Annotated in this window: 28 protein-coding genes; 12 read left to right on the top strand and 16 right to left on the bottom strand. The window is 62.0% G+C overall.

Annotation, left to right across the window (positions count from 1 at the left end; all coding sequences use genetic code 11):
• Positions 1-58 precede the first annotated feature (58 nt).
• Positions 59-670 (top strand): class I SAM-dependent methyltransferase, encoded by a 612-nt coding sequence (locus ACQY5P_RS08005; RefSeq protein ID WP_428410214.1) that lies wholly within the window; start codon positions 59-61, stop codon positions 668-670.
• 9 nt (positions 671-679) lie between these two features.
• Here ACQY5P_RS08005 and ACQY5P_RS08000 read toward each other — a convergent pair whose 3' ends face one another.
• A complete protein-coding gene (locus tag ACQY5P_RS08000; protein WP_428410213.1) occupies positions 680-2,365 on the bottom strand; it encodes an amidohydrolase in 1,686 nt (561 codons plus the stop codon).
• A gap of 365 nt (positions 2,366-2,730) precedes the next feature.
• On the opposite strand from ACQY5P_RS08000, the gene ACQY5P_RS07995 reads away from it, so the two are divergent.
• On the top strand, positions 2,731-3,456 hold the full coding sequence (locus tag ACQY5P_RS07995) for a VPLPA-CTERM sorting domain-containing protein (RefSeq protein WP_428410212.1): 726 nt from the start codon (positions 2,731-2,733) through the stop codon (positions 3,454-3,456).
• Between the two features lie 123 nt (positions 3,457-3,579).
• Here ACQY5P_RS07995 and ACQY5P_RS07990 read toward each other — a convergent pair whose 3' ends face one another.
• Positions 3,580-4,395 (bottom strand): NTP transferase domain-containing protein, encoded by an 816-nt coding sequence (locus ACQY5P_RS07990; RefSeq protein WP_428410211.1) that lies wholly within the window; start codon positions 4,393-4,395, stop codon positions 3,580-3,582.
• A gap of 149 nt (positions 4,396-4,544) precedes the next feature.
• Here ACQY5P_RS07990 and ACQY5P_RS07985 point away from each other — a divergent pair, with 149 nt between their 5' ends.
• Complete coding sequence (locus ACQY5P_RS07985) at positions 4,545-5,843, top strand: lipopolysaccharide biosynthesis protein (RefSeq protein ID WP_428410210.1); 1,299 nt, start codon at positions 4,545-4,547, stop codon at positions 5,841-5,843.
• Here ACQY5P_RS07985 and ACQY5P_RS07980 read toward each other — a convergent pair.
• The 6 genes from ACQY5P_RS07980 to purD are packed head-to-tail and all read right to left on the bottom strand — an operon-like array spanning position 5,840 to position 10,607.
• Positions 5,840-6,559, bottom strand: coding sequence for a CPBP family intramembrane glutamic endopeptidase, BDIM_20840 family (locus ACQY5P_RS07980; RefSeq protein WP_428410209.1), 720 nt, complete (start codon positions 6,557-6,559; stop codon positions 5,840-5,842). The two genes, ACQY5P_RS07985 and ACQY5P_RS07980, sit on opposite strands and share 4 nt — an antisense overlap.
• 15 nt (positions 6,560-6,574) lie before the next feature.
• The gene (locus ACQY5P_RS07975; RefSeq protein ID WP_428410208.1) at positions 6,575-7,081 is read right to left on the bottom strand and encodes a GNAT family N-acetyltransferase; all 507 of its coding nucleotides are present in this window, start codon (positions 7,079-7,081) and stop codon (positions 6,575-6,577) included.
• A gap of 10 nt (positions 7,082-7,091) precedes the next feature.
• Positions 7,092-8,153: a phosphotransferase family protein gene (locus ACQY5P_RS07970; RefSeq protein ID WP_428410207.1), complete on the bottom strand. Its 1,062-nt coding sequence runs from the start codon at positions 8,151-8,153 to the stop codon at positions 7,092-7,094.
• Between the two features lie 17 nt (positions 8,154-8,170).
• Entirely contained in the window at positions 8,171-8,449 is a 279-nt protein-coding gene (locus tag ACQY5P_RS07965; protein ID WP_428410206.1) for a TMEM165/GDT1 family protein, read from the bottom strand.
• Entirely contained in the window at positions 8,446-9,336 is an 891-nt protein-coding gene (locus ACQY5P_RS07960; protein ID WP_428410205.1) for an alpha/beta fold hydrolase, read from the bottom strand. Before ACQY5P_RS07960 ends, ACQY5P_RS07965 begins: the two co-directional genes overlap by 4 nt.
• Positions 9,333-10,607, bottom strand: a complete 1,275-nt coding sequence (gene purD, locus ACQY5P_RS07955; protein ID WP_428410204.1) for a phosphoribosylamine--glycine ligase — start codon at positions 10,605-10,607, stop codon at positions 9,333-9,335. The genes ACQY5P_RS07960 and purD overlap by 4 nt, the downstream gene beginning before the upstream one ends.
• A 113-nt stretch (positions 10,608-10,720) precedes the next feature.
• Between purD and ACQY5P_RS07950 the strand changes: the two genes are divergently transcribed.
• Both ACQY5P_RS07950 and ACQY5P_RS07945 read left to right on the top strand, forming a co-directional pair.
• Positions 10,721-12,136 carry a hypothetical protein gene (locus ACQY5P_RS07950; protein ID WP_428410203.1) on the top strand — a complete coding sequence of 472 codons (1,416 nt, stop codon included), beginning with the start codon at positions 10,721-10,723 and terminating at the stop codon, positions 12,134-12,136.
• Between the two features lie 79 nt (positions 12,137-12,215).
• Positions 12,216-12,422, top strand: coding sequence for a hypothetical protein (locus ACQY5P_RS07945; protein WP_428410202.1), 207 nt, complete (start codon positions 12,216-12,218; stop codon positions 12,420-12,422).
• Here the strand turns inward: ACQY5P_RS07945 and ACQY5P_RS07940 are convergent, their stop codons facing one another.
• The 3 genes from ACQY5P_RS07940 to ACQY5P_RS07930 all read right to left on the bottom strand — a co-directional run bounded on the left by ACQY5P_RS07940 (position 12,423) and on the right by ACQY5P_RS07930 (position 16,014).
• Entirely contained in the window at positions 12,423-12,902 is a 480-nt protein-coding gene (locus ACQY5P_RS07940) for a hypothetical protein (protein ID WP_428410201.1), read from the bottom strand.
• The gene (locus ACQY5P_RS07935) at positions 12,899-14,131 is read right to left on the bottom strand and encodes a sulfite oxidase (protein ID WP_428410200.1); all 1,233 of its coding nucleotides are present in this window, start codon (positions 14,129-14,131) and stop codon (positions 12,899-12,901) included. The genes ACQY5P_RS07940 and ACQY5P_RS07935 overlap by 4 nt, the downstream gene beginning before the upstream one ends.
• 86 nt (positions 14,132-14,217) lie before the next feature.
• Complete coding sequence (locus tag ACQY5P_RS07930) at positions 14,218-16,014, bottom strand: tetratricopeptide repeat protein (protein WP_428410199.1); 1,797 nt, start codon at positions 16,012-16,014, stop codon at positions 14,218-14,220.
• A 290-nt stretch (positions 16,015-16,304) separates the two neighbouring features.
• On the opposite strand from ACQY5P_RS07930, the gene xseA reads away from it, so the two are divergent.
• The 6 genes from xseA (at position 16,305) to ACQY5P_RS07900 (ending at position 20,279) form a co-directional block, all read left to right on the top strand.
• Entirely contained in the window at positions 16,305-17,738 is a 1,434-nt protein-coding gene (gene xseA, locus ACQY5P_RS07925) for an exodeoxyribonuclease VII large subunit (RefSeq protein WP_428410198.1), read from the top strand.
• 46 nt (positions 17,739-17,784) lie between these two features.
• Positions 17,785-18,018: a DUF2093 domain-containing protein gene (locus tag ACQY5P_RS07920; protein WP_428410197.1), complete on the top strand. Its 234-nt coding sequence runs from the start codon at positions 17,785-17,787 to the stop codon at positions 18,016-18,018.
• Positions 18,015-19,019 carry a M23 family metallopeptidase gene (locus tag ACQY5P_RS07915; protein ID WP_428410196.1) on the top strand — a complete coding sequence of 335 codons (1,005 nt, stop codon included), beginning with the start codon at positions 18,015-18,017 and terminating at the stop codon, positions 19,017-19,019. Before ACQY5P_RS07920 ends, ACQY5P_RS07915 begins: the two co-directional genes overlap by 4 nt.
• A gap of 97 nt (positions 19,020-19,116) precedes the next feature.
• A complete protein-coding gene (locus tag ACQY5P_RS07910) occupies positions 19,117-19,311 on the top strand; it encodes a (2Fe-2S)-binding protein (RefSeq protein ID WP_428410195.1) in 195 nt (64 codons plus the stop codon).
• A 144-nt stretch (positions 19,312-19,455) separates the two neighbouring features.
• Positions 19,456-19,935: a bacterioferritin gene (gene bfr, locus ACQY5P_RS07905; RefSeq protein ID WP_428410194.1), complete on the top strand. Its 480-nt coding sequence runs from the start codon at positions 19,456-19,458 to the stop codon at positions 19,933-19,935.
• Complete coding sequence (locus ACQY5P_RS07900; protein WP_428410193.1) at positions 19,935-20,279, top strand: Kazal-type serine protease inhibitor family protein; 345 nt, start codon at positions 19,935-19,937, stop codon at positions 20,277-20,279. Before bfr ends, ACQY5P_RS07900 begins: the two co-directional genes overlap by 1 nt.
• On the opposite strand, the gene ACQY5P_RS07895 is transcribed toward ACQY5P_RS07900, so the two are convergent.
• From ACQY5P_RS07895 to ACQY5P_RS07880, 4 genes are read right to left on the bottom strand one after another with little or no spacing between them, the layout of a single operon-like run.
• On the bottom strand, positions 20,276-21,232 hold the full coding sequence (locus ACQY5P_RS07895) for a lysophospholipid acyltransferase family protein (protein ID WP_428410192.1): 957 nt from the start codon (positions 21,230-21,232) through the stop codon (positions 20,276-20,278). The genes ACQY5P_RS07900 and ACQY5P_RS07895 overlap by 4 nt on opposite strands.
• Positions 21,233-21,234: 2 nt before the next feature.
• The gene (gene lpxK, locus ACQY5P_RS07890) at positions 21,235-22,191 is read right to left on the bottom strand and encodes a tetraacyldisaccharide 4'-kinase (RefSeq protein ID WP_428410191.1); all 957 of its coding nucleotides are present in this window, start codon (positions 22,189-22,191) and stop codon (positions 21,235-21,237) included.
• The gene (locus ACQY5P_RS07885; RefSeq protein ID WP_428410190.1) at positions 22,191-23,489 is read right to left on the bottom strand and encodes a 3-deoxy-D-manno-octulosonic acid transferase; all 1,299 of its coding nucleotides are present in this window, start codon (positions 23,487-23,489) and stop codon (positions 22,191-22,193) included. Before ACQY5P_RS07885 ends, lpxK begins: the two co-directional genes overlap by 1 nt.
• Positions 23,486-24,205 (bottom strand): lysophospholipid acyltransferase family protein, encoded by a 720-nt coding sequence (locus tag ACQY5P_RS07880; protein ID WP_428410189.1) that lies wholly within the window; start codon positions 24,203-24,205, stop codon positions 23,486-23,488. The genes ACQY5P_RS07885 and ACQY5P_RS07880 overlap by 4 nt, the downstream gene beginning before the upstream one ends.
• A 90-nt stretch (positions 24,206-24,295) precedes the next feature.
• Here ACQY5P_RS07880 and ACQY5P_RS07875 point away from each other — a divergent pair, with 90 nt between their 5' ends.
• On the top strand, positions 24,296-26,044 hold the full coding sequence (locus ACQY5P_RS07875; RefSeq protein WP_428410188.1) for an ABC transporter ATP-binding protein: 1,749 nt from the start codon (positions 24,296-24,298) through the stop codon (positions 26,042-26,044).
• Here ACQY5P_RS07875 and ACQY5P_RS07870 read toward each other — a convergent pair whose 3' ends face one another.
• Positions 26,045-26,740: a fused DSP-PTPase phosphatase/NAD kinase-like protein gene (locus ACQY5P_RS07870; protein WP_428410187.1), complete on the bottom strand. Its 696-nt coding sequence runs from the start codon at positions 26,738-26,740 to the stop codon at positions 26,045-26,047.
• Between the last annotated feature and the right edge of the window lie 8 nt (positions 26,741-26,748).

The following is a 26,748-nucleotide window of genomic DNA, read 5'->3' as shown; positions in this document are numbered from 1 at the left end:
AGAAGCCTCTCCTGCAAATGCAATGCAAAGACGGATAACGGGAAAGAAGAGAGGCGCCGTGACGGGCCTTAAAAGCAACGCCGGATATGCAAGCGAGGCGGAGGATCTTCTCCAGCGTTATGAGGCGCTTGCCTTTGAGGAGGTGCATGCGCCTGTGCTGCACCTGCTGCCGGAAAGGCCTACGCGCATACTCGAGATCGGCTCGGGAACCGGCCGGGACGCGGCGGTCTTTGCGAAGCAGGGACATCAAGTGACGGCGGTGGAGCCCACCGACGAATTGCGCATCCCTGCCATGTCTCTGCATCCCGATTCGGCGATAGAATGGATCGGCGACAGCCTGCCGTCGCTGGCGCAGTTAAAGGAGCGCAGCGCCGCATTCGACATCATCATGCTGACGGCGGTATGGATGCATCTCGATGCGGACGAACGCGCCGCGGGCATGAAGGAGCTTTCCCGGCTCGCCACGCCCGGCGCGAAAATCTTTTTCCTTTTGCGTCACGGGCCGGTTCCGCCGGGCAGGCGCATGTTCGAGGTCAGCGGCGAGGAAACCGAGGCGCTGGCCGCGCCCTATGGTTTCTCGCCGGTCTTCAGCGCGCGTCACGGGTCGCTGTGGAAGGCCAATCAGGATAACGGCGTGACCTGGACGCGGCTGGTTCTCGCACGAGTCTGACGTATCCGATCACTCGGCCTGAAAAACGATCTCGCCCTCGACAACGGTCATCACCGATTTCGCGGTTAGAATGTCTTCTTCGGGAATTGTCATGATGTCTTTCGAAAACACGGTGAAGTCGGCCTGCTTGCCCGGTTCGATCGTGCCGAGCATGTTTTCCTGAAAGGCGGCGTAGGCCGGCCAGACCGTAAACATCTTGAGAGCCTCCTCGCGCGTCACCGCCTGATCGGGCCGCCAGTTTGCGTCCTGATAGCCGTCAAGGCCGCGCCGCGCGACGGCGGCGTAGAATTCGATCAAGGGATCGCCGCGCTCCACGGGCGCGTCGGAGCCGCCGGCGATGATCGCGCCCGCGTCGATGAGCGCGCGCCAGGCGTAGGCGCCGGCGAGCCGGTCGGGACCAAGCCGGTCCGGGGCGAAATAAAGATCGCCGATGGCGTGCGAGGGCTGCATGGAGGCGATGACGCCCAGCGCCGCATAACGCGGAATATCCTCCGTACGCAGAATTTGCGTATGCTCATCGCGCCAGCGGACGTCAGTTTTGTCGGGATGCGCGGCGAAGACCTCTTCGTACCAGTCAAGGAGCAGCTTGTTGCCGCGGTCGCCAATCGCATGCGTGTTGACTTGGATCCCGGCCTCCAGAGCCTTTTCAAGCATCGGGACCGCCTCTTCCTTTTTCATCAAGAGGAGCCCGCTCGTATCAGGACGGTCGGAATAAGGCGCTATGAGTGCCGCGCCGCGCGAGCCGAGCGCGCCGTCCATATAGAGCTTGATGGCGCGGGTTGTCACATGCCCGTCGGCGCTCATGCGCGGGCCGCTGTCGATCAGCGCGTCGAGCCCGCTCTGATCGATGGAATTATAAACCCTCAGTTTGATCGCGTCCTCATCGGACAGGTCTTCGATCATGGCGACATTTTGCGGATCCACGGACATGGCGTGAATGCCGGTCCAGCCATAGGCGGTGTAAACCGCCGACGCCTTTGCATAGGCGTCACGCTTTTTGGCGTCGCTGGTCTCGCCAAGAAGTTCGCGCACAAGTCCTTGCGCATTGTCGATGAGAATGCCCGTGGCCCGTCCTGCGTCGTAGCGTTCGATCTTGCCGCCATCGGGGTCGGGCGTTTCATCGTCAATGCCCGCGGCGTCGAGCGCGGCGGAATTGGCGACCAGCGCATGGCCGTCGGCGCGGATGAGAATGACGGGATTGTCCGGGCTCACGGGGTCGAGATCGTCGCGCGTCGGCATCCGCTCTTCCGGCCAGGCGGTTTCGATCCATCCCCGGCCGTAAATCGTTTCGGTTTCGCCCGTGTGCTGAACATTCGCTTCAACGATTGAAACGAGTTCCGCAATCGAGCTGACGTCTTCCAGATTGAGCGTCAGCTCGCGCATGCCAATGCCAAGAAGGTGTGCATGGGCGTCCGTGAAGCCGGGATAGAGAGCCGCGCCGTCCAGATCGACGATCTGCGGGCTCTCACCGGCGCTCGCCACCACCAGATCGCGGGTCCCAACCGCCAGGATGACGCCATCCGAAACCGCCACCGCCTCTGCGGGGCCGGCGCCCTCAACCCCCGTATAAACCGGGCCGCCCGTAAAGATCGTGACCGGGGCGGGAGCGCTGGCGGCGGGAGGGGCGCCGTCGCGGGCGCAGGCGGCCAAAAAAGACGCACAAAGTGCGGCAATAAGGGCGGCGGATCGTGACATGGACGGGCTCCTCATGCAGAAGTGAAAGGGCAAGCGGATGCAGTGCACAAAAGGTCTATCCGCGCCCTCCGCCAACTGCAATCTGAGGGCGCGAATCGGAATTGACGGCCGGGGCGGCTCAGGCCGGAAACTCCCTTTATTGCAGAGGGTTATGGTTAACAGCTCTGAGAAATACACGCTATGAGGGAATTGTTTTTGTTAATTGCTCTAGTGTGTTGCGCTGCGGTATTTTTTTTCGGTTAACCCGTCCTATTTGAATTGACAATTTGCATAAAATTGGGAGATTTGGGCCATCGTTAAAAAACGTTTAACGATGCGCTTCCGGCGTATCCCGGATTATTTAGTTTTGAGTGGGGGACTACACCATGAAAACCCTTCGCTATCTTGCTGCCGCCATTGTTGCGGCAGGCTTTATGGCGGCGCCGGCGAACGCAGCCCTTTTCGTGTTTAAAGGCGACGGCCTCAACGTGACGCCTGACAATGTCGGCAACGTCAACAGCACTTGCGCCACCTCTGGCGGCGTCAGCAACGACCTCTGCACGATCGACCATGCAGAAGGTTTTGATTACTCGAAAGACGGCGTGAACGTAACGGTTACGGCTTATGCCGGCGTTGGCGGCATTGACGATGTCAGCGACAACTACGCAACGCGCCTTATCCAGGACATCAATCCGGCCGACTCCGGCCTCGGCGCCTGGTCTGAAAACAACACTTCTGACGACCAGACCCAGTTCGATTCAGGCGAAGCTATTCGCTTCGTGTTCGATCAGGAATACACGGTGACGAACGTCGAATTTAACCGCGGCGGCGACACCAACTGCACGACGCCGGCTACTGAAGGCGATTGCGGCGCGTTCGATCTCTATATCGACGGCGCATTCATTCAAACGATCGTCCTCGGCGCAGCCATTGACGTGATTGGCCTGCTCGGCACGGGCACAGACTTTGTTCTGATCGCCATCACCGAAGGCGCCGGCTTCACCATCGCGACGATGGAAGTCAGCGACGTTCCGGTTCCGGCCGCGCTTCCGCTGCTGCTGTCCGGCCTCGCCGGCCTCGGCTTCGCTTCGCGCCGCCGTAAAACGGCCTAACGCGCTAAGCGTTTAACTGAACGGAAAAGCCGGCCAAAGGCCGGCTTTTTTGTTGTCTGGTTTTCTAAAAAGGCATTGGTCTCGACAAGCCGCGAACAAGGCCAGCGCCATGCCGATCCCCGCTTACGCGCGCGTTGCGGCTTTTCTTCCGGCGATGATCCGGCTTGCGATTGCGAGCGTTTTCTCATTATCAACGTCGATGGGCGCTTCGGGGAAGGGCATGTCGACCACGCCGATGTCGGCATGGAACTTCCGGCTCAGTCTCCTGAAGGCGCCTTCAAGCGTGAACCAGCCGTTTCTGTAGCCGATAGCGTTCAACAGGCCGAAAGTTATCACTGCGCGCAAGGGCGAGGCTTTGAGAAACTGGCCGCCGCCCCGGAAGATCTCCGCCGCGTTTACCGCCTTGCGGTTCATGATCCCAAAAGTGTTGCAGTTTGTGTATTGTCCGTCGCGGAAGCGGTGGAAGCGCGGCTGTCCTTCCGGATATTTGGAGGCGAGCGTTTCCTTGCTGCACAGCGCTGCGGAGGCGTCATGCTGTTCAGCGCGCTCAGCGAAATAGCGGTACATTTCGCCCCGGAACAGCACATTGTCGGCTGTCGTGATGATGGCGGGAAGGTCGTCGTCATCGGCGAGCGCCGCCGCGACGCTGTCAAAAAGGTTGCCCGTTGATTTAACGAAGCGGACCAGCCCCGCATCCATCAGGCCGCGCACATAGCTGTCGCTTGTCAGGGGCGCGATGTCCTCAATGGAAACGCTTATTCGGCGGGCGAGGCCGCTTGCGAGGATTTCCGTCAGGGTGCGCTCGATCAGCGATTTTCCGTCGATTTCGACAAGGCACTTGTGGCTGACGCAGGCCGCTTCGGCCAGCGGATTAACCACCCCGGCGCGCTGTGCGGCCATGATGACGAAATGATACTTCTTCTGCTGCCCGCCACTCATGAATTACTGGTCTTCGCGCCCGGTCCCCTTGCGTGACCCATAAGCGATGACGATCACGGAGGCAATGAGCCGGCAAACGGCGGCGCAGCGCGATTGAAAACCGGGCCAAACAACCCCTATTTCACGGAGCTTTGAAAACGGGAAGGGCGATGACGGCCAGCGACAAGGAAAAACGGCAAGGCGGGCCGGTGCGCCGCATCATGGCGAACGCCGGCAAGCTCCTTTCCGGCAAGGCGGCGGGCGGGATTTTGAGCCTTGCCTATCTCGCCATCGCCGCGCGCGGGCTCGGGCCGGAGGGCATGGGCGCCCTCGTTCTCGCCCACGCTTATGCCACAGTGATCGCGGGGGTCGCCCGGTTCCAGTCCTGGCAGGCGGTGATCCGGTTCGGGTCGCCCATGATCCGCGATGGGGACGAGGCGCGATTCAGGGATCTCATGCGCTACACGATCCGCCTCGATCTTTTGAGCGGCGTTGCGTCCGTCGTTATCGCTCTTGCGGCAGCGCCGCTCGCGGCGCGATGGTTCCAATGGTCCGACGACATTCGCGGGCTGATCACCGTCTATTGTTTCGCGACGCCGTTCCTGATCGCCGCGACGCCGACGGGCGTTCTGCGGCTTTACGACAAGTTCAAACTGCTCGGCTGGCAACTGACGCTGATGCCGCTCATTCGTTTTGTCGGCGCGATCATATTGTGGCTGACGGAGGCGAGCGTCGGCGCCTTTCTCATCGTCTGGATCGCCAGCGTGTTCGTGCACGGGGCGAGCCTGTGGATTCTCGGCTGGCGCGAACTGCAACAGAAAAACCTGACGCCGAAACTCTTCGGCAAGGCTGAGCGCAAGGCGGACGGCGCCTGGCTCCCCTTCATGATCAAGACGAATTTTTCGAGCTCCATCGATCTCATGCACAATAACGTGCCCCTGCTGATTGTCGGCGGCGTGTTGGGCCCGGCCGCGGCGGCGCTCTTCCGCATCGCCTACAATCTCGCCAATGTGTTGGCGCAGCCCGTCACCATGTTCAATCAGGCGAGCTTTCCGGAGCTTTCGAAGATCGAAGCGGAGGAAGGCCGTCACAAAATGGCGAAGGTCGCGTTCCAGTCCATCGGAACGGCGATCCTCATCGCGCTTCCGATTGTGGGGCTGTATTTCCTGTTGCGCCGTCATCTGGCCGTCGGGATCGGGGGAGAGGAGTTTCTCGCCGCCGCGCCGCTGATTGCGCTGATGGCCTTTGCGCAGTTGTTTCAGATCGCTTCGCTCGGGCTCGAGTCGGCCGTGCTTGCGCGCGGACGCGCAGGATGGGCGCTCACCGGACAAGTCGCCGCCGCGGTCGCGCATCTGGGGTTTCTGTCTGTGATGCTGTCGGCCATTGGCGTCATCGCCGCGCCGATTGCGATCATGACCGGATGGGCGGTGTTGATTGTCGTATTGTTGGTGGCGCTGCTTAAGCCCTAGAACAGCGTCGATGCGCCATTCGCGATGTTGTGGGCGAGGATCGGCAAGAGCAGGCTTCCGGTTTTCTCGCGGATCCACAACAGCAAGAGCGACGGCCCGCCGGTGACGGCGAACATCATGGCGTCGAAGGAAAATCCTTCCGCGCCGTAATCCATGCCGTGAACGAGGCCAAACAAAACGCATGTCAGAAGACCGCCCCAGGTGATCGGTGCGCCGAGAATGTTGGCGGCCTTTCTGAACGCCTCGTTCATGGCGAGCAGCAACACGCCGCGGAAGAACAGTTCTTCATCAAGCCCCGGCATGGTCCACTGAAAGGCGATGGTTTCTAGAGTGTCGGGTTCGCCGTCTGCGCCCGAAATTGCGAAATAGAAAAAGAGCGCCGAAAGCGCGGCGAAAAGGATATAGGCGGAAATCGATCCCGGATTTTGTTTCAGCGTTAGTCCGACGCGCTTGAAGCCGAACATCGGCAGCGCCGCGATAACCAGCATGCCGGTGAACGACGCGATCTTTCCGAGCCAGTTCCAGTCCGCGCCTTCGGGCCAGTTCGGAATCGCGTAGAAACCGCGGGTCAGCAGGAAATTATAGAGAGCGTAAAGGAGGAGCGCGCCGAGGAACCATCCGGCGTTGAAGCTCTTTCGGAAGAGAAGAGCGCCGACGAGCCCCAACGCAGCGATGACGCCGAGATGACCGAGGGTCAGGATGAGTTCGTTTTGCATTGAGCCCGCCCGCTACTACTCTGGGGGCAGATGATAAACGTCTCTTGTGTGGTTGTCAGGAAATTGTTCCCGGGCGATGACCTTGCCGCCCAGTTTGAGCGCCAGCTTTCGGGCGGCGTCATTGTCGTCATTCATATGGGTCTCGACCTGCGCCCAGTTCAGTTTGTCATAGGCGTAGGCGATGACGGCGCGCGAGGCTTCGAGCGCATAGCCCTTGCGGCGCGCCGAGGGGATGATCCACCAGGTCAGTTCAGAACGCGGCCAGCCCTCCGGCCAGACAAGCCCGGCGCCGCCGATCATCTCGCCGCTATCGCGCTCCTCTAGCGACCACATGCCGTAGCCGCGCAATGGCCAGTGCCCGAGATCGGCGGCGAGTTTTCTGAACGCCAGATGCGCCGGCAAAGGACCGCCATAGGCGGCGGATGCGTCTTCATCCGCATAAAAATCATGATAGATGGAAAAGTCGTCTTTCGACGGCGCGCGCAAGGTCAGCCGGTCTGTTTGCAGAGTCGGGATCGTCATCAGACTGTAGTTACGCCCCCGCCTTCACCGCGAAACTCCAGGCGAGCGCAGCGAGCGGCTGCACTTGCGCGCCCATCTGTTTCGCAGCGGGGGAGGAGGCGTTGCCCTGCAGCGAGCGCGCGTAAACGCCCTGAATGATCGAGGCGAGACGGAACATGTTGTAAGCGAGGCAGAAATTGACATCGGGAATTCCGTCGCGCCCCGTCCGTTTCGAGTATCGCGCCACCGCTTCGACGACGGTCGGAATGCCGAGCGCGTCGAGATCGGCGCCAAGGAGGCCCCCGCGCACGCTTGCCGGCATGTGCCAGACCATCAGGAAATAGGTGAAGTCGGCGAGGGGGTGGCCCAGCGTCGACAATTCCCAGTCGAGCATGGCCAGCACTTTCGGTTCGGTCGGGTGGATGATCGCATTATCGAAGCGGTAGTCGCCATGAACAATCGAGGTGGCGTCATCGGACGGAATGGCGGTGGGCAGCCACTTCATGAGATTGTTCATCGCTTCGATGGTCGATGTCTCCGCCGCTTCATATTGTTTCGACCAGCGGCCGATCTGGCGTTCGAAATAATTGCCCGGCTTGCCATAATCGTTGAGGCCGATCTTCTGGTAGTCGATATTGTGCAGGTCGGCGAGCGTGTCGATCAGCGCGTGATAAAGCGGTTTGCGCTTTTCCTTGTCGACGTCCGGCAGGCTGGCGTCCCAGAAGATGCGGCCGTCGACGAAATCCATGATGAAAAACGCCGTCCCGACGACGCTCTCGTCTTCGCAGAGCGCGTAGGTTTTCGGCACAGGGAAGTTTTCCTTCCCGAGGGCCGACATCACCCGGTATTCGCGGTCGACAGCGTGCGCGGAGGGGAGAAGCTTTCCCGGCGGCTTGCGGCGCAGGACATATTTCTTCGCCGGCGTCGTGATGAGGTAAGTCGGGTTCGACTGGCCGCCCTTGAATTTCTTTACGCTTAAGGGACCGACATAATCCTCGACATTCTCGCGCATATAGGCGTCAAGCGCGGCTTCATCGAATTTCAGATGCTCCGGCGTGTCGGCGAATCCGGTGAAGTCCGCGGCGTCGGTCATGGCAATCCTTTTTGGTCTTATGCGGCCCGGAAATGGTCGAGCATCATGAGGGCGCCGATAATAACAAATCCTGCGCCGGCGATAAGCTTCAATGGCAGCGCCGAAAGCCATTTGTCGGCGGCCGCGCCCGCGAGCACGGCAAGCCCTGTCGAGGCGACCAGGGCGAGGGCGGCGGCCGCGAACACCATCAGCTTCGACTTGCCGCCGTCGCTGGCGAAAAGGACCGTGGCGAGCTGGGTCTTGTCGCCAAGCTCGGCGAGGAAAACGGTGATGAAGATCGAAAAGAACGCAGTCATGCGGGAACAGTCCTTAATTTGCGGTGGAACTCGAAAAAAGCCGAGAGAACGCGCGCCGGCGCTTCGGTTTGCGGGTAATGGCCGATGTCTTTGAAGAGCACGGCGTCTGCGTTTGGCACTTCGGTCAGATAATAATCGTAGAGATGCCTGCCGGAGACCGGATCGGCGCCGCCGTCAATGAGGCGCAAAGGAACCGTCGCGTTTTTTAGCGCGCCGACCCAGCGCGAGCGCATCACTTTTCGCTCGGGGATATATTCCAGGAGCTTGTGAAAGACGCGCCGGCCGTTGTTCTCGTTGATCAGCGCCCAGTGGCCGTCGATTTCCGCGTCGCTGGCTTTTGTGTCCGGCCCGAAAATCTCATCGAAGTTTTTGCGCAGTTTTTCCCGCGTCATCATCATGCCGATCAGCGGCCCGAGGGGAGAGAGGCCTAGCTTCTGAATGGGCCGCGCACGGTGCTGTTCCGGGAAAAGCCCACCATTCAGAAAGACGAGGGATTTGAGCGCGAAACTCAACGTTCGGTCGTTCTGGCGCGCGAGCAATTCCTGCCCGACCGTGTTCCCGTAATCATGAACCAGAAGATGCGCCTCGCTGACGCCCAGATGTTCGAGCAGCGCTTCCTGCAGATCCGCCTGGTCGAGAATCGAATAGCGGATAGTCGCCGGCTTGTCTGAAAGCCCGAAGCCCAGCATGTCGAGCGCGGCGAGGTTAAAATGTTTTTCAAGCTCCAGCCACAGGGCCGACCAGTCCCAGGACGAGGTTGGAAAGCCGTGAATGAGAAGAAGCCAGGGTTTGTGCGCTTGTGGCGCATCCGGCGCCCAATAGGCGATGCGGTTGCCCGCGAAGGTGAAACTGCGCGCCGCCTTGCGCCATTCCTCAAGCGCGATCATTTCTCTCTCTCTAACGCGCGCCAGCCGATATCCTTGCGGTAAAATCCGCCCGGCCAGTCGATGGCGGCAACGCCTGCATAGGCGCGGGTCACCGCTTCGCGAATATCCTTGCCCATCGCGGTGACGTTCAAGACACGCCCGCCATTCGCGACGAGCTTTCCGTTTTCTTCCTTCGTGCCCGCGTGAAAGACAACGACGCCGGGAAGCGCGTTCGCGGCGTCGACGCCCTTGATTTCCGAGCCTTTCTTGTAGGCGCCGGGATAGCCGTCCGCGGCCATCACGACGAGCGCCGCGGCGTCTTCGGACCAGTCGAGGGTGACATTTTTGAGTTTGCTCGTCGCCGCCTTCAAAAGAACCGGCAACAGGTCGCTCTTCAACCGCCGCATCAAAATCTGGCATTCCGGGTCGCCGAAGCGCGCATTGAATTCGACAAGGCGCGGTTTTTCGTCCTCGATCATCAGCCCGGCATATAGCACGCCCACATAAGGCGTTCCGCGATTTTTCATTTCCGCGACGACGGGTTCGACGATCTCCTTCATCGTCCGTTCCCGGACTTTATCGGTGAAGATCGGCGCCGGGGAATAGGCGCCCATGCCGCCGGTGTTCGGACCTTCATCGCCGTCATAGGCGCGCTTGTGATCCTGCGCGTCGATAAGGGGCAGAATGTTCTCGCCGTCGGTGATAGCGAAGAAGCTCGCCTCCTCGCCGCGCATGAATTCCTCGATGACAATGGCGGCGCTCGCATCGCCGAAGCGCCCGCCGAGCATGTCCTCAACTGCGGCGTCGGCGTCTTTCAGCGTTTCGGCGATGACGACGCCCTTGCCGGCGGCGAGGCCGTCCGCCTTGATGACGTAGGGCGCCGTCTGGTCGCGAAGGAAAGCTTTGGCGGGCTCAATCTCGGTGAAACGGCCATAGGCCGCTGTTGGCGCGCCGGCGGCGCTCGAGACCTCTTTCATGAAGCTTTTCGAGGATTCGAGTTGCGCCGCTTGTTTCGACGGCCCGAAACACGGAACGCCTTTCGCGGCGAGGAGATCGCCCAATCCGGCGGCGAGCGGCGCTTCCGGCCCCACCACAACAAGGTCCACGGCGTTTTCGGCGGCGAAATCAGCGATCGCCCTAATATCGCCGTCTCCGAAGGACAATTTTTCGCCAAGATGATTGAGCCCCGCGCTTCCAGGCGCCAGATAGAGCTTTGACAATTGCGGGCTTTGCGCGATTTTCCAGCCCAGCGCATGCTCTCTGCCGCCGCCGCCAACCAACAGGACTTTCACTTGGCCGTTCTCCTTGCTTCGCATCGTGGCTTTAAGCGGCGGCGCCCTCGCAATCAACGGTTGGGCAATCAACGGTCTGCCGATCTCGGGCCCGTCCCTCAACTCTTTCTCGCATGACGGAAGAGGCGAAGACACCAGAAGCGGAGAAAAACCCGCCCCGGCGCGGGCGGCTGCCTTCATGGCTCGCCCCTGCGGCCAAAGCCTGGGGAAAACTCTATGGGCCATGGGGCCGGGCGAGCGGGCGGTTTCTCGATTATCTCTCCGCCACCGATCAGCGCCGCCGGCGGGCTTCTATCGCGCTCGCCATCGCCATCAATCTCATCGTGCTCACCCTGCTTTCCACCTTCGCGCGGGTGCGGATCTGGATCCCCAATGCGCCGAGCGATTACATCCAGGTGACGCTGGTGGAGCCCCTGCCGCTCCAGCTCGATCTGCGCGACCCCGATCTGGAGCCGACGCCGGAACCGGAGCCTGAACCTGAGCCCGAGCCGGAACCGGAACCGGTTGAAGAGCCTGAGCCTGAACCCGAACCGGCCCCGGAGCCGCCTGCGCCGGAAGAACCGGAGCCGGAGCCTGAACCGGAGCCTGAGCCGGAACCTGAACCCGTTGAGGAACCGGAGCCCGAACCTGAGCTGAATCTCGATCTCGAGCCGCAATTCGCGCCGCCCGCCGAGGACCCGGAGCCGTTCATGCCAGATCCCGTGCCGGCGGCGCGGGGCGATTTTATCGCGCCGGCGCCGGAGGAGGAGCCGCTCCTGCCCGAGCCTGAAGCCGAGCAGCCGCTTCTCGACGTAGAGCCCGAGGCCGATCCCATGGCCGGCCTCGACGAGTTCGTCGGCGAGGAGGAGGGCGAAGGCTTCGATGAAAGCGAGGCCCAGGAAGAAGGCGAGGACGCCGAGCCCGAGGAGCCGGTGCTGGCCGAGGAGACGCCCCCCGAACCGGCGGAGGAAGCGCCCGCCAATGACGACATGTTCGACGAGGAGCCGGTGTTCGGCCGCCGCACATTCACCCTGCCGCAGGTGGCGCTGCCGGGCATGGAGAATGGCGCGGAGCTGCCCGAAGGCGCGGCGGCGATCCTGCCGGGCGACTCTGGCGTCGTTGCGATCTTCTGTCCCGAGCAATTCGATAATGAGGACAAGCAGGCCGAATGCGCGGGCCGCACGGAAATCCGCTCCGGCTGGCGGCCGGGCGCGAGCGGCGAGGACTGGAGCCGCGCGACGGATCTTTTGAAAGGCGACCGCGAACGCGGCGTCACGGAGCCGACAGCGGGACCGGTCGTCAGGACGTTGCGCGAGCAGCGCGATTATGGCGAGATGGAAGCGCTGCAGGACTTCCGGCGCAGTCAGGGCAGCGTCAACAATCTGCCCGACGCCGGCGACGATAATCTGATGCGCGGGGTTGAAGGCAACCGGCCGGGCATCGGGCCGAAGGCGTTCGAGCCGTCATGGACCCTGCGCGAGGACGGGGAATACACCCAGAAAGAACTCGATGAAATCCGCGAGCAGATCCGCGAGGATGACGACGAATAGTTTCTACAGAAACAATTCGTGATTGGCGTTTCCAAAGACGCATTCCCAGTTATCCTCAGCGTTTCTCCTTGGGGTTTATATGCTCGAAAAAACCGGGCTTCTTGCACTTGCCGTCCTGATGGCGTCCGTTTGTTTCGCATTTTCGGAAGCGGTATTATGGGCCTCCGTCGCGTTCATGCATCTCGGCGCTGCAATCCAGAATGGAACTTTTGCGGTCTCGGGCCTGATCGGCGCAGCGGCAGGCTACTGGATTTTCCGGTCGGCGATTGCGCATCGCGGCGACTAATCACCCGCCGAATTCTTTCGACAGATAATCGAGCATTTCTGCGCGCATGTCTGCGGGCGGTTCGGCCATGCCCTGTTTCTCCACCATCCAGTGAAGCAGATAGTCCCAGCCGTCGCGCGGCTGCCGCTGTTGCATGACGATCTGCAGCGTGTGGCAGGCGCCGCACCAGGCGGCGACGGTTTCGTATCCCTCCGAGCGCGGCAGGCCCCAATAATCGTCACCCGGATCGAAGGCGGACGCCGCCGCGGTTTCTGAAAGCGCTGCATAGGGATTGAGCGCGGCGTAAGCGGGCATGTAGTTGATATCGCCGTGCCAGGCTTGCGCCATCTCTTCAGCCGGCGCGCCCGCTGTGGCGTGAGATTGTTGCGCGACAGGGGGGTGTTCGCCCCGCTTCGTGAAAAGCCCCGTCAGCCAGATGACGCATAATGTCATGGCCGCGATGGTAGCGACGCGCGCCAGTATATTTTGCGCGCGCGTCACAGGGCGAACACCGCGATGCGATGCATGAGATTGTTGAGATAGCCGCGCGGATTCCATCCCGGCTGCGTCGCCGGCTGCATCCGGCCTTCATCGTCCGTGGCGCGCGCCCAGATTTCATAATAGCCGTGCTCGGGCAGCATAACGCCTGCGCGCCAGTGCTGCCAGGCATAGCGGTTCGCGGGGCGGGCGAGGTCGGCGCGCGCCCATGTGGCGCCGAAATCGACGGAAACATCCATGGCGGCGACCTCATTGTCGCCGGCCCAGGCATGGCCGCGCACTTCAAAGGCTTCGCCGGTATTGACGCGCGCGCCTGTCTGCGGCGCGGTGACGATGGATTTCACCGGCATCGACTCAATGACTTTCATGTCCCCATCGGGAACCTCGGTTCCGGGCGCCACGGGATATTTCGGCACGCGATAGGACTGGCCGGTCATTTTCTCGCCGTCATGTTCGCGGTCGCGCAAGCTTATGCGCGTCAGCCATTTCTGCGAACACGATCCCGGCCAGCCCGGCGCGATGAGGCGCAGGGGATGACCGTTGAGGAGGGGAATGTCGGCCCCGTTCATGGCGTAGGCGATGAGGGTGTGCGGTTCGAGCGCTTTCGAGAGAGGAACGCCGCGCGAGATCGGCGATTTCTCCGGATCGCCCGAGAGGTGCAGGTCCGCGCCGTAATGGCCGGTGTAAACCGCCGACTGTTTTACACCGGCGCGCGCCAGCACATCGCGGAGCCTTACGCCCGTCCAGTCGGCGCAGGAGACGGCGCCGAAAGTCCATTGATTGCCGCGCGCCGCGGGCGTCATGAATTTGCGTCCGTTGCCGCCACATTCGATCTGCAATTGCAGCGTCACCTGCTCGAAATTGTTTTTCAGATCGTCAATCGACAGCGTCAGCGGCGTCTCCACTTCACCGTCCACAGTCAGCGTCCAGCTCGCGACGTCTTCCGCCGTGACAACAGGCGTCAGGCCGTTGTTGCGCACGAACATATGCGCGGCGGAGGTGACGTTTTCGTCAAGGAGATGAACCGGCGTTTCGGCGTTCAAGGGCCGGTCGCTGAGGACGGTCAGGCCTTCCTTCCCTTCAAGACCTTCCTGCGCCAGCGCCACGGGAACGATCCCGGCGGGCAGGAAGCGCGCGAACGGAATGGGAAGGCCGAGCGCCGCAGCGAAGGCGGCGGTTCCGGTCCCCGCGAAGAATGTGCGTCTTGAGAGCGCGCCCCGATTATCGTCCATAAATCAATCGCTCCAAACTCCGTGGGGGAGTTTGGAGCGATCGCAGGGTCCGCGCGAGGGGCAAATCCGCGCGGTTGGGTGCAAGTTTAAAGCTGGGCGAGGCCGGGATAGGTGTTCTTCCCGCCGATCCAGGCGTCCTTGAAGAGCGCGGTCGCGTATTTCGCGGCGTTCTTGTCGCCCTGGGCCTTGTAGCTCTCGGAAAGGCCGTACAGCACCCAGGCGTTGTTGGGGCTTTCGGTCAGCGTTTCGAGGAAAAGCTGTTCGGCGCGTTCGGCCTGACCGTCCTGAAGGAGATAGCCGGCGAGCGTTTGCGCCGACGGGTAATACCACCAGGGCGGCTCCATGTAAGGAATGTTTTCCTGGATGGCCGCAGCCTCTTCCATGGCTTCTATGGCGGTCGCGAGGTCGCCTTGCGCAGCGCTGGCGCGGGCCAGCACCGTCAGCCGGGCGATGTTCAAGACTTCCGGCGCCGGGACATTGCCGTTCACCAGTGGCGAAAGATCGGCCTCGGCGGCGATGGCGCTGATGGCTTCGGCTTCTTTCATGGCCGCCTCAGCATCGCCCAGTTTCGCATAGGCTTCGCCGCGGGCGTAGTGCCACGTTGCTTTCAGGAAGGGCAGCGCGTCGCCGGGATTTTCCAGCGCCAGAATTTCTTCAGGCGAAGAGAACTGCACCATGGCGTAATAGGGCGCGGCCTTGATCGGCTGCACGAAAGGCGCAGCCGCCGCCATTTCCACCGGAAGCTTTTCATCGAGCTTTTTCGACATGGCGAGCGCGGTCGCGCCGTCGCCGGCCATTTGCGCCGAGGTCAGGGCGAAGTGAATATTGTGAGTGAAATACCCGTATTCATACATCACCGACGCGTCGGCGCTGTCGAGATAGGCTTCGTCGGCCGCGACTGCATCAATGTTTTGCGCCAGCGATTCCTTGAATTTGCCGGTCACATAATAAGTGTGCGACGGCATGTGCACGAGATGGCCGAGGCCGGGCGTCAGCGCGCCCAGCCGGTCGGCGTGCTCAAGCGCGCGATATGGATCGCGCGAGGCTTCCGTCATGTGAATATAAAGATGGATCGCGGCAGGCCAATCCGGTTTGCGGGCGAGCACGCCGTCGAGCAGAGAAATGCTGCGTGCGGTGCGGCCTTTCGGCGTGCGTCCGCCATCGGCCCAGTAGTCCCAGGGCTGCGTGTCCATGTTCGCTTCCACCGCGAGTGAGGCGATGAAGTCGTCTTGCGGGTATTTCTTCACGACCTCGTCCATTGCGTCGGCGAAGGCGTTGTCGAGCTTCGACCGGTCGGCGGGCTGCACTTCGGAATAGCGGTAGTGCAGCGCATTGATGATCGCCTGTTCCTTGGCAGTCGCTTTATCGCGCAGGGACATGGCCTTTTGCAGCGCTTCCCAGGCCGGCGTCACCGCATCGTCGCTCATGGGCGCGTTGATGTTCGGACCCCAGGCGAAAGATTCGCCCCAATAGCACATGGCGCAATCGGGATCGATTTCCTGCGCGCGCTTGAACGCGTTGATCGCTTCTCCATGGTTGAAATTGTAGGTGTGGGCGAGGCCCTGATCGAACCAGGCTTGCGCCTCCGGCTTTGAGGTTGTCACCGTATAGGAAATGGCGCCGAGATCGGAGCGCAGCATGGAGCTTGTATCCGGCTGCTCCGTCTCCTGCGCATAGGCGCTCGCCGCCTTGATGAAGAAAGCGCGGCGTTTCGACAGCGCGCCGTTTTCTTCGCCGCAAGCGGCGCGCGCCATCAGCAAGGGATGCAGGAAAGGCGCTCCGGCCATTTCCGCTTCATCCGAAAAATATCGGCTTTTAACGCCAACACCGCCAAGCGCGATGGCTGCGGCTGCGGCGCCGATCAGAAGTTTCTTGTTCATCATTTCTTTCTCCCCTTTCGAGGGTTCTCCGTCTTTCTTTGCTCCACCCCGGTGCGGCTGGCCTGCCTAGGCGAGCGCGCTCCATGCCGGTACTAACTTTGGTCAGGGGCGAGAAGCCCGAAATCGGCGCCCGACCTGATGAGGCCCGAAAACAAGGGGCCTTGCTACGCATATGCGCGAGTTTGTGATGTGATCTGCAACACAAGGAACGGCGCTGAAAAGAAACTCTTACAGCGAGGGCTGCAAAAAACGCCGCTCTTATCCCGCCCGGTGAAACATGCTTTAACACGAGAATGAGCGAGAGGAATATCGGCAATCTGCACGAATATAGCGTTTCGGAGCTGTCGGGCGCCGTCAAACGCACGATCGAGGACGCTTTCGGGCTGGTTCGCGTCAAGGGTGAGCTTGGCCGCTGCACGCGGGCGGGCTCGGGGCATCTTTATCTCGATCTCAAAGATGACAAAGCCGTCATTTCCGGTGTCATGTGGAAAGGCAACGCCGCGCGGCTGTCCATCAATCCCGAGCAGGGGATGGAGGTGGTCGCCACCGGCCGCATGAGCACCTTTCCCGGCCAGTCGCGTTATCAGCTGATCATCGATTCCCTCAAGCCCGCCGGCGTCGGCGCGCTGATGGCGCTCTTTGAGGAGCGCAAGAAGAAACTCGCCGCCGAAGGATTGTTCGCGCCGGAGCGCAAAAGACCGCTGCCCTTTCTGCCGGAGGTGATCGGCGTGGTGACGTCTCCGTCGGGCGCGGTCATCCGCGACATTCTCCACCGCCTGCGCGAGCGCTTTCCCCGGCATGTCATCGTCTGGCCGACGCTGGTGCAAGGGAGAGGGGCGGAGGAAAAAATCGCCGAGGCGATTCGCGGCTTTAACGCGATTGCGCCCGGCGGCGATGTTCCGCGTCCGGACCTTCTTATCGTCGCGCGCGGCGGCGGTTCGCTCGAAGACCTCTGGTGCTTCAACGAGGAAGTCGTGGCCCGCGCCGCGGCGGCGAGCGAGATTCCGTTGATTTCCGCGGTGGGACACGAAACCGATACGACGCTCATCGACTATGTCGCCGACCGGCGCGCGCCGACTCCGACCGCCGCTGCGGAAATCGCCGTGCCGGTGCGGGCGGATCTGTTGAGCGAGGTTCTGAACAAGGAACGCCGCTTCACGGGCGCCGTGACGCGGATGTTCGAAACCCGGCGCTCGGCATTGCTCTCGGCCTCGCGCGGGCTCGGCCGTCCCGAAGACATTCTCGGCGCGGCGGCGCAGCGCCTCGACCGCGCCTCGGACGGATTGCGGTCGGGGCTGCGCGGCAAACTGGAGACCTCCATGACGTCGCTCGCAAGGTGCAGCGGGCGGCTGACGCCGCGGCTTCTCGCCCATTCCTTCGCTGTGCGTGAAAACAGAATTGCGGCGTTGTGGTCGCGCGCCGCCGAGCGCACCGACCGCATCCTCGTGGACCGGCGCTCGCGCCTTGCGGCCTCGGCCCGGGTCCTCGCTGCGGTCTCCTATCAGAATGTCCTCGACCGGGGCTTTGCGCTGGTGCGGGGCGAGGATGGCCGCCTCATCCGCCGGGCGGCGGAGGCGGCGTCTGGGACGGCGGGAGAAATCCAGTTCGCCGATGGCGTCAGGGGCGTGCTTTTTGACGGCGCGGGCGGGCCTAAGAGTCCTCAAAAAACCGCAAAGAAGCCAGAGAAATCAGCGGCCAAACCGCGCCAGCCCCGGCTCTTTGACTAGGGGCCTGCGTGCGCGGTATTGAGGAGCCTTGAAAATCGGATGAGGCGTGAGCGGCAAGGTGAATCCATTCGAATCCTTCAACGCCGATGACGAGGCTGTCATCGAATATGACGATGCGGAATTTCACGTCGTGAAGCCCGGCGCCTATGTGGTTTGCGCGGTCACAGGCGTGCGCATTCCCCTGCGCGCCCTTCGCTACTGGAATGTCGACAAACAAGAGCCTTACGCCGACGCCGCTGCGGCGATGATCGGGTTCGGTCTCAAAGGAGCCGCCAAATGAAGTCCGTTTTTGCGTTTGTCCTCGCCGCCTCTTTTGCGCTTCCCGCCGCTGCGCAGGAGGAACCGGAAGGCCTGCCCGAAAAACCTTCGACCAAAGTTTTCAATGTCGAGGATGACGGCGGCAAGGAAGACCTCGCCAAGCGCGCGAACTATATGGAAGCGATGAATGAGGTCGCCGAGCGCCAGAAAGTCTTCGCCGGCGCGCCGGAGCGTTTCACCCTCGACGGATCCTTCGCGCAGGGCGGCATTCTCTTCGGCCAGACCGAAATCGGCTCTACGGTAAAACTCGACGGCGAAGACGTGATGGTGGACGATGACGGCCGCTTCCTCCTCGGTTTCGGCCGCGACAGCGCGCTCACCGCGCTGGTCGTCGTGACGCTGCCCGATGGGACGGTGGAGCGCCGCTCCATCGACATCGAGGACCGGGAGTTTCCGGTGCAGCGCATCGACGGCCTCGACCAGTCCAAGGTTTCGGAGTTCACCGAAGAACAGCTCGCCAAGATCGCGGCGGACACAAAGCTGAAAGCCGCCGCGCAGGCCGAGAGCCAGCGCCTTGCCGACTGGTCGGTGGGCTTCGACTGGCCGGTGACGGGCCGCATTTCCGGCGTCTTCGGGTCCCAGCGCATCCTCAATGGCGAGCCCAAGCGGCCCCATTCAGGCCTCGACATCGCCGCGCCCACGGGAACGCCTATCCGCGCGCCGGCGCCCGGAATTGTCCGGCTGGCTGACGGCGATCTTTATTTCGAGGGCGGGGCGGTCTTTCTCGACCATGGGCACACGCTGTTCTCTATCTTCATGCACATGTCCAGGCTCGACGTGGAGCCGGGCCAGCGGGTCGAAAAGGGCGATATTATCGGGGCGGTGGGCGCCACGGGCCGGGCGACCGGCCCTCATCTCCACTGGAGCCTCAAATGGAACGGGGAGCTGGTGGATCCGCAGCTCACCCTCGACCCCCTCGCCAATGTCGCAGCGTCCCAAGCCGACACATCCGGCGGGAACTAATCTTTACGGTTTGTTATTGACAATCATTCTTAACTGACCCATCTTTGATGGGCCGGGGCAGGCATGCGCCGGCGCAACTGGAAGCCGGCGAAGACCCATGTATGTGTGCATCTGCAACGCGCTGAAAGACCGCCAATTGGCGGACGCCAGCCATGGCGCGCGCAATGTCGCCGAAGTCTTCCGCCGCTGCGGGCGCCGTCCGCAATGCGGCAAGTGTCTTCCCGATGTGGCGCAGATGATCGAAGCCGCCCGCGATGAAGGCGACAGCGCGCCGCTGCTCGCCGCTGAGTAAGCTGGAAAAATCTGCATCTGAGAATCGTTAGCGTGCAATGCGCAATTTTTTTGCGCAAGTGCGAGTCGGTTGCAAAGATTATCCTTGGACGCGCGTGTTCGATCTCTATCCTGCCGGAAATGAATCAACAGGAGAGCGCGCGCCATGAAAGGCGACCAGAAAGTCATCGAATATTTAAACAAAGCCCTGAAATTGGAATTGACGACGGTCAACCAGTATTTCCTGCATGCGCGCATGTTCAAGAACTGGGGCTTCGGGCGGCTCGCCAAAGTCGAGTATGAAGAATCCATCGATGAGATGAAGCATGCGGACGAACTCATCGAACGCATCCTGTTTCTCGAAGGCCTTCCCAATGTTCAGGATCTCGACAAGGTCTATATCGGCGAGTCGGTGAAGGAATGTCTCGAACTCGATCTGAAGGCCGAGCATCGCGCCCATCCGCTTTACAAGGAAGCGATCGCCTATTTCGAGAGCGTCAAGGATTACGTCTCGCGCGCGCTGCTCGTGCGCATTCTTGAATCCGAGGAAGAGCATATCGACCATCTCGAGACCCAGCTCGAACTGATCGACAAGATCGGGGAGAAAAACTACATGCAGGTCCAGATCAAGGAATGCGACGACTGATGCGTGTCCTTTCGGCCTTCGTCTTTTTCTTGCTGGCCGCATGTGCAAACGCGGGCGGAGACGATGGCGAAGCGCCGGGCTCAACGCCGGATATTGGCGAGACCGGCGGCATGTGCGGGGGCATTGCGGGATTTCAGTGCGGGGCTGAAGGCGACTACTGCGCCATGGAACTGGGCGCGTGCAAAAACACCGCCGATGCGGCTGGCGTGTGCAGGCCGAAACCCCAGCTCTGCACCATGGAATACCGGCCGGTCTGCGGCTGCGACGGCGAGACCTATTCGAACCCCTGCGCCGCAGCGGCGAAGGGCGTCAATGTCGCCTATGCCGGCATGTGCATGGACTAATGATCTTTTGAATAGAGTTCTTTCGGCCAGCGGCGGTGGAACCACAGCCACTGGCCGGGATTGGTGCGGATTTGCGCTTCCAGCGCTTCGTTGATTTTAATGGTCAGCGCTTCGACGTCGTCGGCGACATCGCCTCTCGGCGTGAACTCCAGCGGGTCGTGCACCGTGAAGCGGAAATGCGCGCCCTTTAACCTGACAAGACTGATCTGGACCAGCGGCGCATCATATTTGAGCGCGAGGCGCGCCGCCGCGGGCGCCGTCATGGCGGGCAGTCCCATGAACGGAACGGAAATACCGCTGTTCAATTTCTGGTCGACGAGCATGGCGAGGGAGCGGCCTTCTTTTAAGGCGTCGACGAGCGCCCGGCCGCCGCGTTTTCCCTTCGGCACCTGACGGCGCGACATCACGCGTCCGCGATGGTTGATGATATATTCATCCGTCAGCGGATTGTTTGCGGCGCGATAGACGAAACTGTAATCGAGCCCCGCATGGTGGAGGATCGACGGCACCAGCTCCCAATTTGCGAAGTGGGGCGCAAAAAGGATCGACGGCTGGTCGCTGGCGATGATGGCGTCGAGTTTTTCCTTGCCGATCATCTCGACGCGGCCGTTGCTTTCGAATTGGCGCAGATATTCCAGATGCGGAAACTCCGCCGCCGTGCGCCCCACATTCTCCCAGACGTCTTTCGTGACGGCGCGGATCTGCGCTTTCGTCCAGTCGGGATAGACGAGCTCGAGACTCCGTTCGGCTTTTCGCGAAACCGGGCGGATGAGGGGGCCTATATGACGCATGAAATTTCCGGCCACCGCAGAAGCAAGATCGACGCCGAGCAATTTGAAAAATCCGGTCAGCGCGATCACCGCCGCTAACTCCAGCCGGTGCAATAGCGTCGCCGGCCGGTCCCGCCGCTCGGGCAGGGGAATGTCGTCCATATGGCTTGTGGTCTGCGCCATGGTCACGCCGCGCGCCCCTTTCGGCCTTCGTTGATAACGGCCATCAGGCGGCGCTTCAATGCAGCCGGATCATCGACGCGCATGCGAACGGGAAGCGTCAGCACATCGGCGCGGAACTCAGGGGTTAGTTTCACCGCGTCTTTTTCGGTGCAGATGAGCCGCGCCTTTTCGCGCCGCCCCTCGCGGGCGAGAAACCGTTCTTCGGCTTCCGTATAAATATGATGGTCCGGAAAGCCGACGCGCTGCACCAGGTCGTAGCCGGCGTCTTCCAGCGTCTTGAAAAACTTTTCCGGCTTGCCGATACCGGCGAAGGCGATGACGCGTTCCGGCGCAGGGTTTATGGGTTCCAGCCAGGCGCGGAAATCCGCGCTGCTTTTGTCTCGTCCCATGGCGACGGTTATCTGCGCGCGGGCTTTTGCGTGATCGAGGCTTTCGCGAAACGGGCCGGCGGGAAAGAGCGCGCCGCTGTCGTCTTCGCCGATCAGCAGGACCGACAGGTCCTTCGTGAGCGACGGGTTTTGAAACCCGTCATCCATGATGATCGCATCCGCGCCTTCTTTTGCCGCAAGCGCTGCGCCTTTGGGCCGGTCGCGCGCAACGATGGTCTTCGCCCGTTGCGAGAGGAGCAGCGCCTCGTCGCCGACATCGCAAGCGTCGTGTTTGTCAGGATCGACGACAAGCGGTCCTGCTTCGGCGCCGCGAAACCCGCGCGTCAGAAAGAAAGGCTTGACGCCTTCTTCTTTCAGCATGTCAGAGACCAGCATGGCGAAAGGCGTTTTGCCGGTTCCGCCGAGCGTCGCATTGCCGATGCAGATCACGGGAACGGAAGCGCGTTGAGGTTTCGCCAGCGCAAGGCGGGTTTGGTATCCGGCCTGATAGAGAGACGCGACGGGCGCGAGCGCCATGCGGAGGCTTCGGGCGGCAATCGTCTCGCTGCGCCAGAACCAGGGTTCCCGCATCAGTGGGCGGCCTCAAGCGGAAGGGCGGGCTCGATCTTGGCGCAAACCTCGCCGAGAATGCGCTCCGCGCCGGCTTCGGCGGCCTGGCGCGCTGCCTCGGTCATCGCCGCCCGGGTTTTCCCATCTGCGAATAGACGCGTGATGGCGGAGGCGATTTCGCGTTCATTGCGCGTCAGCGCCGCGCCGCCGGTGCGTCGCATTTCGCGATAAGTCTCGACAAAGTTGAACACATGGGGTCCGTGAAGAATGGCGGCCCCGAGCCGCGCAGGTTCAAGCGGATTGTGCCCGCCCTTGTCCACAAGGCTGCCGCCGACAAAGCTCACCTCGCACAGGCGATAGAAAAGCCCGAGTTCGCCCAGCGTGTCGGCGATGTAAACATCCGTATCCGGCGCAATCGCATCGTCTTTCGAGCGTTGCGCGCAGGTTAGGCCATGCGCTGCGCACAGACCGGCAACTTCATCGCCGCGGGCCGGGTGGCGGGGCGTCACAATGGTTAGAAGCGCCGGGAATTCATTCTTCAGAATCTTCGCGGCTTTGAGGACCGGCTCTTCCTCGCCCGGATGGGTGCTCGCCGCGAGCCAGCGCTTGCGGTCGCCGATCTGGTTTTTAAGGTTTTCAAGCGCGGTCTCGTCGCCGGGCAAGGGCGGCGCTGCGTATTTGAGATTGCCATAGGTTTCGATGCTGCGGCCTGAAAGGATCGACAGGCGTTCCGCATTTTGCGGATCCTGCGCAATGATGAGATCGAAGGAGGAGAGCAGGAATTTGATCGCGTTGGGCTGGCGCTTCCAGTCTTCGAAAGAGCGCGGCGAGACGCGGCCGTTGACGAGCGCCATGAATTTCGCGCGGGCGCGCGCGGCAAGAATGAGGTTCGGCCAGAACTCCGATTCCACAAACAGCGCCGCATCTGGGCGCCAGTGATCGAGAAACGCCTGCACATAGTCCGGATGATCGAGCGGGATGAACTGGTGAAACGCGCCTTGCGGCAAGCGCTCCTCCATCAGCTTCGCCGACGTCACCGTGCCCGTGGTGACGAGGAAATTGTAGTCAGGCCGGCCGGCTTTCAGGCGCTCAACCAGCGGAATGACGGAAAGGGACTCGCCGACGCTGGCGCCGTGAATCCATATGAGCGGGCCTTCAGGGCGAGGGCGGCCGGCCTCCCCGCGGCGCTCGCCGATGCGGTTCTCGTCTTCCTTGCCGGCCTTGAGGCGTTGCTTCAGGGCGAAGGACGCCACCGGCGCCCCGGCGCGGCTGACCGTGCGGTAGATTTTGAGGCCTAAAGGTTCTCGCACGGGCGTCATCCAGCGTTGTCTTCTTCTGTTTTTCTTCCGGCGAGCCTGTCCGCCTCGCGCGTTGCAGCGATGAGCGCAGCTTCGGTTTCGGCGCGAAGCCGCTCCAGCGTTTCGGCGCTTGCATCGGCCGGCACATGGATGGGCGCCCCCGCTATGTAATAGCCTTTTGAGAAGGGCGCGGCCAAGAGGAACCTGTCCCAGGTGGAAAGGCGCTTGCCGCGGGTGATGGAATAGGCGGCGGGGATGATCGGCGCGCCGCTCATCTGAGCGAGGCGGATGACCCCGGGTTTGAGCTTTTCGCCGGGACCGCGCGGCCCGTCCGGGGTGAAGCCTACAATGGCGTTTTCTTTGAGGGCGGCGGCCATCTGGGCGATGGCGGAGGCGCCGCTTTTGTTCTTTTCCGGCTTTTTCGGATTGGCCGCTGAGCCGCGGATAAACTCGATCCCGAAGCGCGAGACGCCCTGCGCGATGATCTCGCCGTCGCGATGGGCCGAAATCAGCATGAAGACGCGGGCGTCGGTCTGTTGCCGGACGGCGGCGGCCATCAGCAGCCGCCCGTGCCAGAAGGCGAGGATGACGCCTTTGCCGTCTTTCAGCGCCGCTTCGACGTGATCGTAGCCTTCCAGCGTCCAGCGCGAGGTCGCGTAGACGAGGCCGATATAAGCCCCGATCAGCCACGCAGCGGCCTGCATGGCGGGGCGGCTTCTGAAAAGGCGTTTCAACATCGTCTCGGGGTTCCTCATTTTCCGCGCCGGGTCAATAGCTTGCGTCAACCGGCGGCGCCCGCGAGAATGGCCGAAAGAAGAGGAGCCCCTTTGGCCGATCAGTCGACAGTTTCGCTCGCCCGGCGGTTGTGGCGGGATTATCTCGCGCGCTACTGGCCGCGGCTCGCTTTGGCTGTGGCGGCCATGGCGGTCTATGCGGCGATCAATGCGGGCTTCGCCTTTGGCGTGAAATGGGTGTTTGCGGGTCTTTCCGGGGAAGGCGGCGGGGCGCCGTCGCTTGACAGGGTGACGGTGATCGGCCCGGCGCTCATCGCCGGGCTCGGCCTCGTCTATGCCGGCGCGCTCTACGCTATCAGCCGGCTCAACGCCGGCGTCGCATTGTCGGTCTTGCGGGACCTTCAGAACGACATGTTCGACAAAATGACGTCGCTCGATTTCGCGCAATTGCGCAGCGAGGTCTCCGGCCAGTTCATGGCGCGGTTCACCAATGACGTCACCGTGCTGCGCGAAACCTTGACGCGCCTTTCCAACGGCGTGCGCGACGCGCTCACTTTTGCGGGGCTGTGCGCCGCCATGCTGTGGCTCGACGCGGTGCTCTTCGCCATCGTTATCGGCATCTATGCAGTGGTGGGTTTGTTCGTCGCGCGCATTGGCAAGGTGCTGCGCGCCTCGTCGCGGCAGGCGCAGGAACAGGCTGGCGATCTGACGGCGATGGTCGGCGAAAGCGTTTCCGGCGCGCGCATGGTGAAGACCTATCAGATCGAACCGCTGGAACGCGCACGGGCGAGCGCCGCGTTCGATGACCGGTTGTCGGTGTTGAAGAAGATGGCCTATGCGCGCGCCTTGAACGAACCGGTTGTTTTCATCGCTGGTTCGGTTGCGATTGGCGTGATCGTCGGCGTCGTCGCGCAGCGGATTTCGTCGGGCGCTGTCGCCTTTTCCGACTTTGCCGGGTTTCTCGCCGCGCTTGGCATGCTGTCGCAACCGGCGCGGGGGCTAAGCACGCTGAACGCGGTCATGCAGGAAGGCTTCGGCGCCTTCGAGCGGATGCTGTCGCTGATCGACGCTGAACCGTCGATTAAAAATGCGCCGGACGCCTTCGATCTGCCGCCGGGGCCCGGCGCCATCCGCTTCGAGAATGTGTCGTTCTCTTATGGCGACAGCAAGGCGGTGGAGGGCGTGTCGCTAGACATTCCCGCGGGCAAGATGGTGGCGCTGGTGGGCGCGTCGGGCGCGGGCAAGTCGACGCTGATGAATCTGCTGCCGCGGCTTTATGAGCCCACATCGGGCCGCATTCTCATCGACGGCGAAGACATCACGCAGGTCACGCTTCGATCCTTGCGCGCGCGCATGGCGCTGGTGTCGCAGGAGGCCGTTCTCTTCAACATGTCGGCGCTGGAGAACATCGCCTTCGGACGCCCGGGCGCGTCCCGCGCCGAAATCGTTCAGGCGGCGGAGAACGCCGCGGCGAACGACTTCATCGCGCAGCTCCCGAACGCTTATGACACCGTGCTGGGCGAGGGAGGCGCGAATCTCTCCGGCGGTCAGCGCCAGCGCGTGGCGCTTGCCCGCGCGTTTCTGAAAGACGCGCCGATCCTGCTCCTCGATGAAGCGACGTCTGCGCTCGATGCGGAGTCGGAAGCGAAAATTCAGGATGCGCTGAAACGATTAACGAAAGGGCGGACTACGCTGGTCATTGCGCATCGTTTGTCCACGGTGAAAGACGCCGACATGATTGTGGTGATGGAAAACGGCCGCATCGTCGAGACCGGAACCCATGATGAGCTTGTGGAGCGTCAAGGCGCCTATGCGCGCCAGGCGGCGCTGCAACTGGCTTAACTATTCCCGCCTTAAAATCACTTCCGTCAGCAAATCGCCCCAGCCTTTGGAATGGAACGCCGCTTTCACTTCCGCCGGGTCGTAGTCGCGGTCGACCCAGCCGAAAAACGCGTCGACATCTGAAAGAGAAATCCCTTTGTCCTTTGCGTAGGCGATATAGCGCGCTAACGCCGCGTCGATCACGCCGGTCTTGCCGGCTTTCACATGGCCGTATTTGAACGACAATTGATCGAGCGCTTGGTCGAGCGGAACGCCTTCGTGAAAGAACAGGAACAACGTCGCCATGAGTCCCGCGCGGTCCGCGCCGGATTTGCAGTGCATGATCGCCGGGTATTCGATCTCGGCGAACAGCTTGCGCGCGCCGTGAAGAATTTCCTTTGAGGGGGCCTCGCGGGAATAGACGCGGAAATTGACGAGGGCCAGCCCCAATTGTTCACAGGCTTCTTCCTCAAGGAAAAGCTGACCTGTGGGTTTCGGTCCGCGTAAGTTGATGACGGTTTTGACGCCGCGCGCCGCCCATCGCTCGAGATGTTTCGGCGAGGGCTGGTAGGTGCGCCACATCCTGCCTGGCGCGATCTCGTGGGAATTGTCATAGACCGTGCGCAAAAACCCGTGATCGCGCAGCATCAATTCGCGAAAGGCGCGCTTGCGGCCTTCCGGCGTCTCGAAGTCTTCGCGGGTCAGGGGCGCGCTCATGCCAAGGT

The organism is Hyphococcus sp., from assembly GCF_965267305.1.
Lineage (GTDB): Bacteria > Pseudomonadota > Alphaproteobacteria > Caulobacterales > Parvularculaceae > Hyphococcus.
The sequence above is the reverse complement of the archived record's forward strand: the minus strand, read 5'-3'. Positions and strand labels throughout refer to the sequence as shown.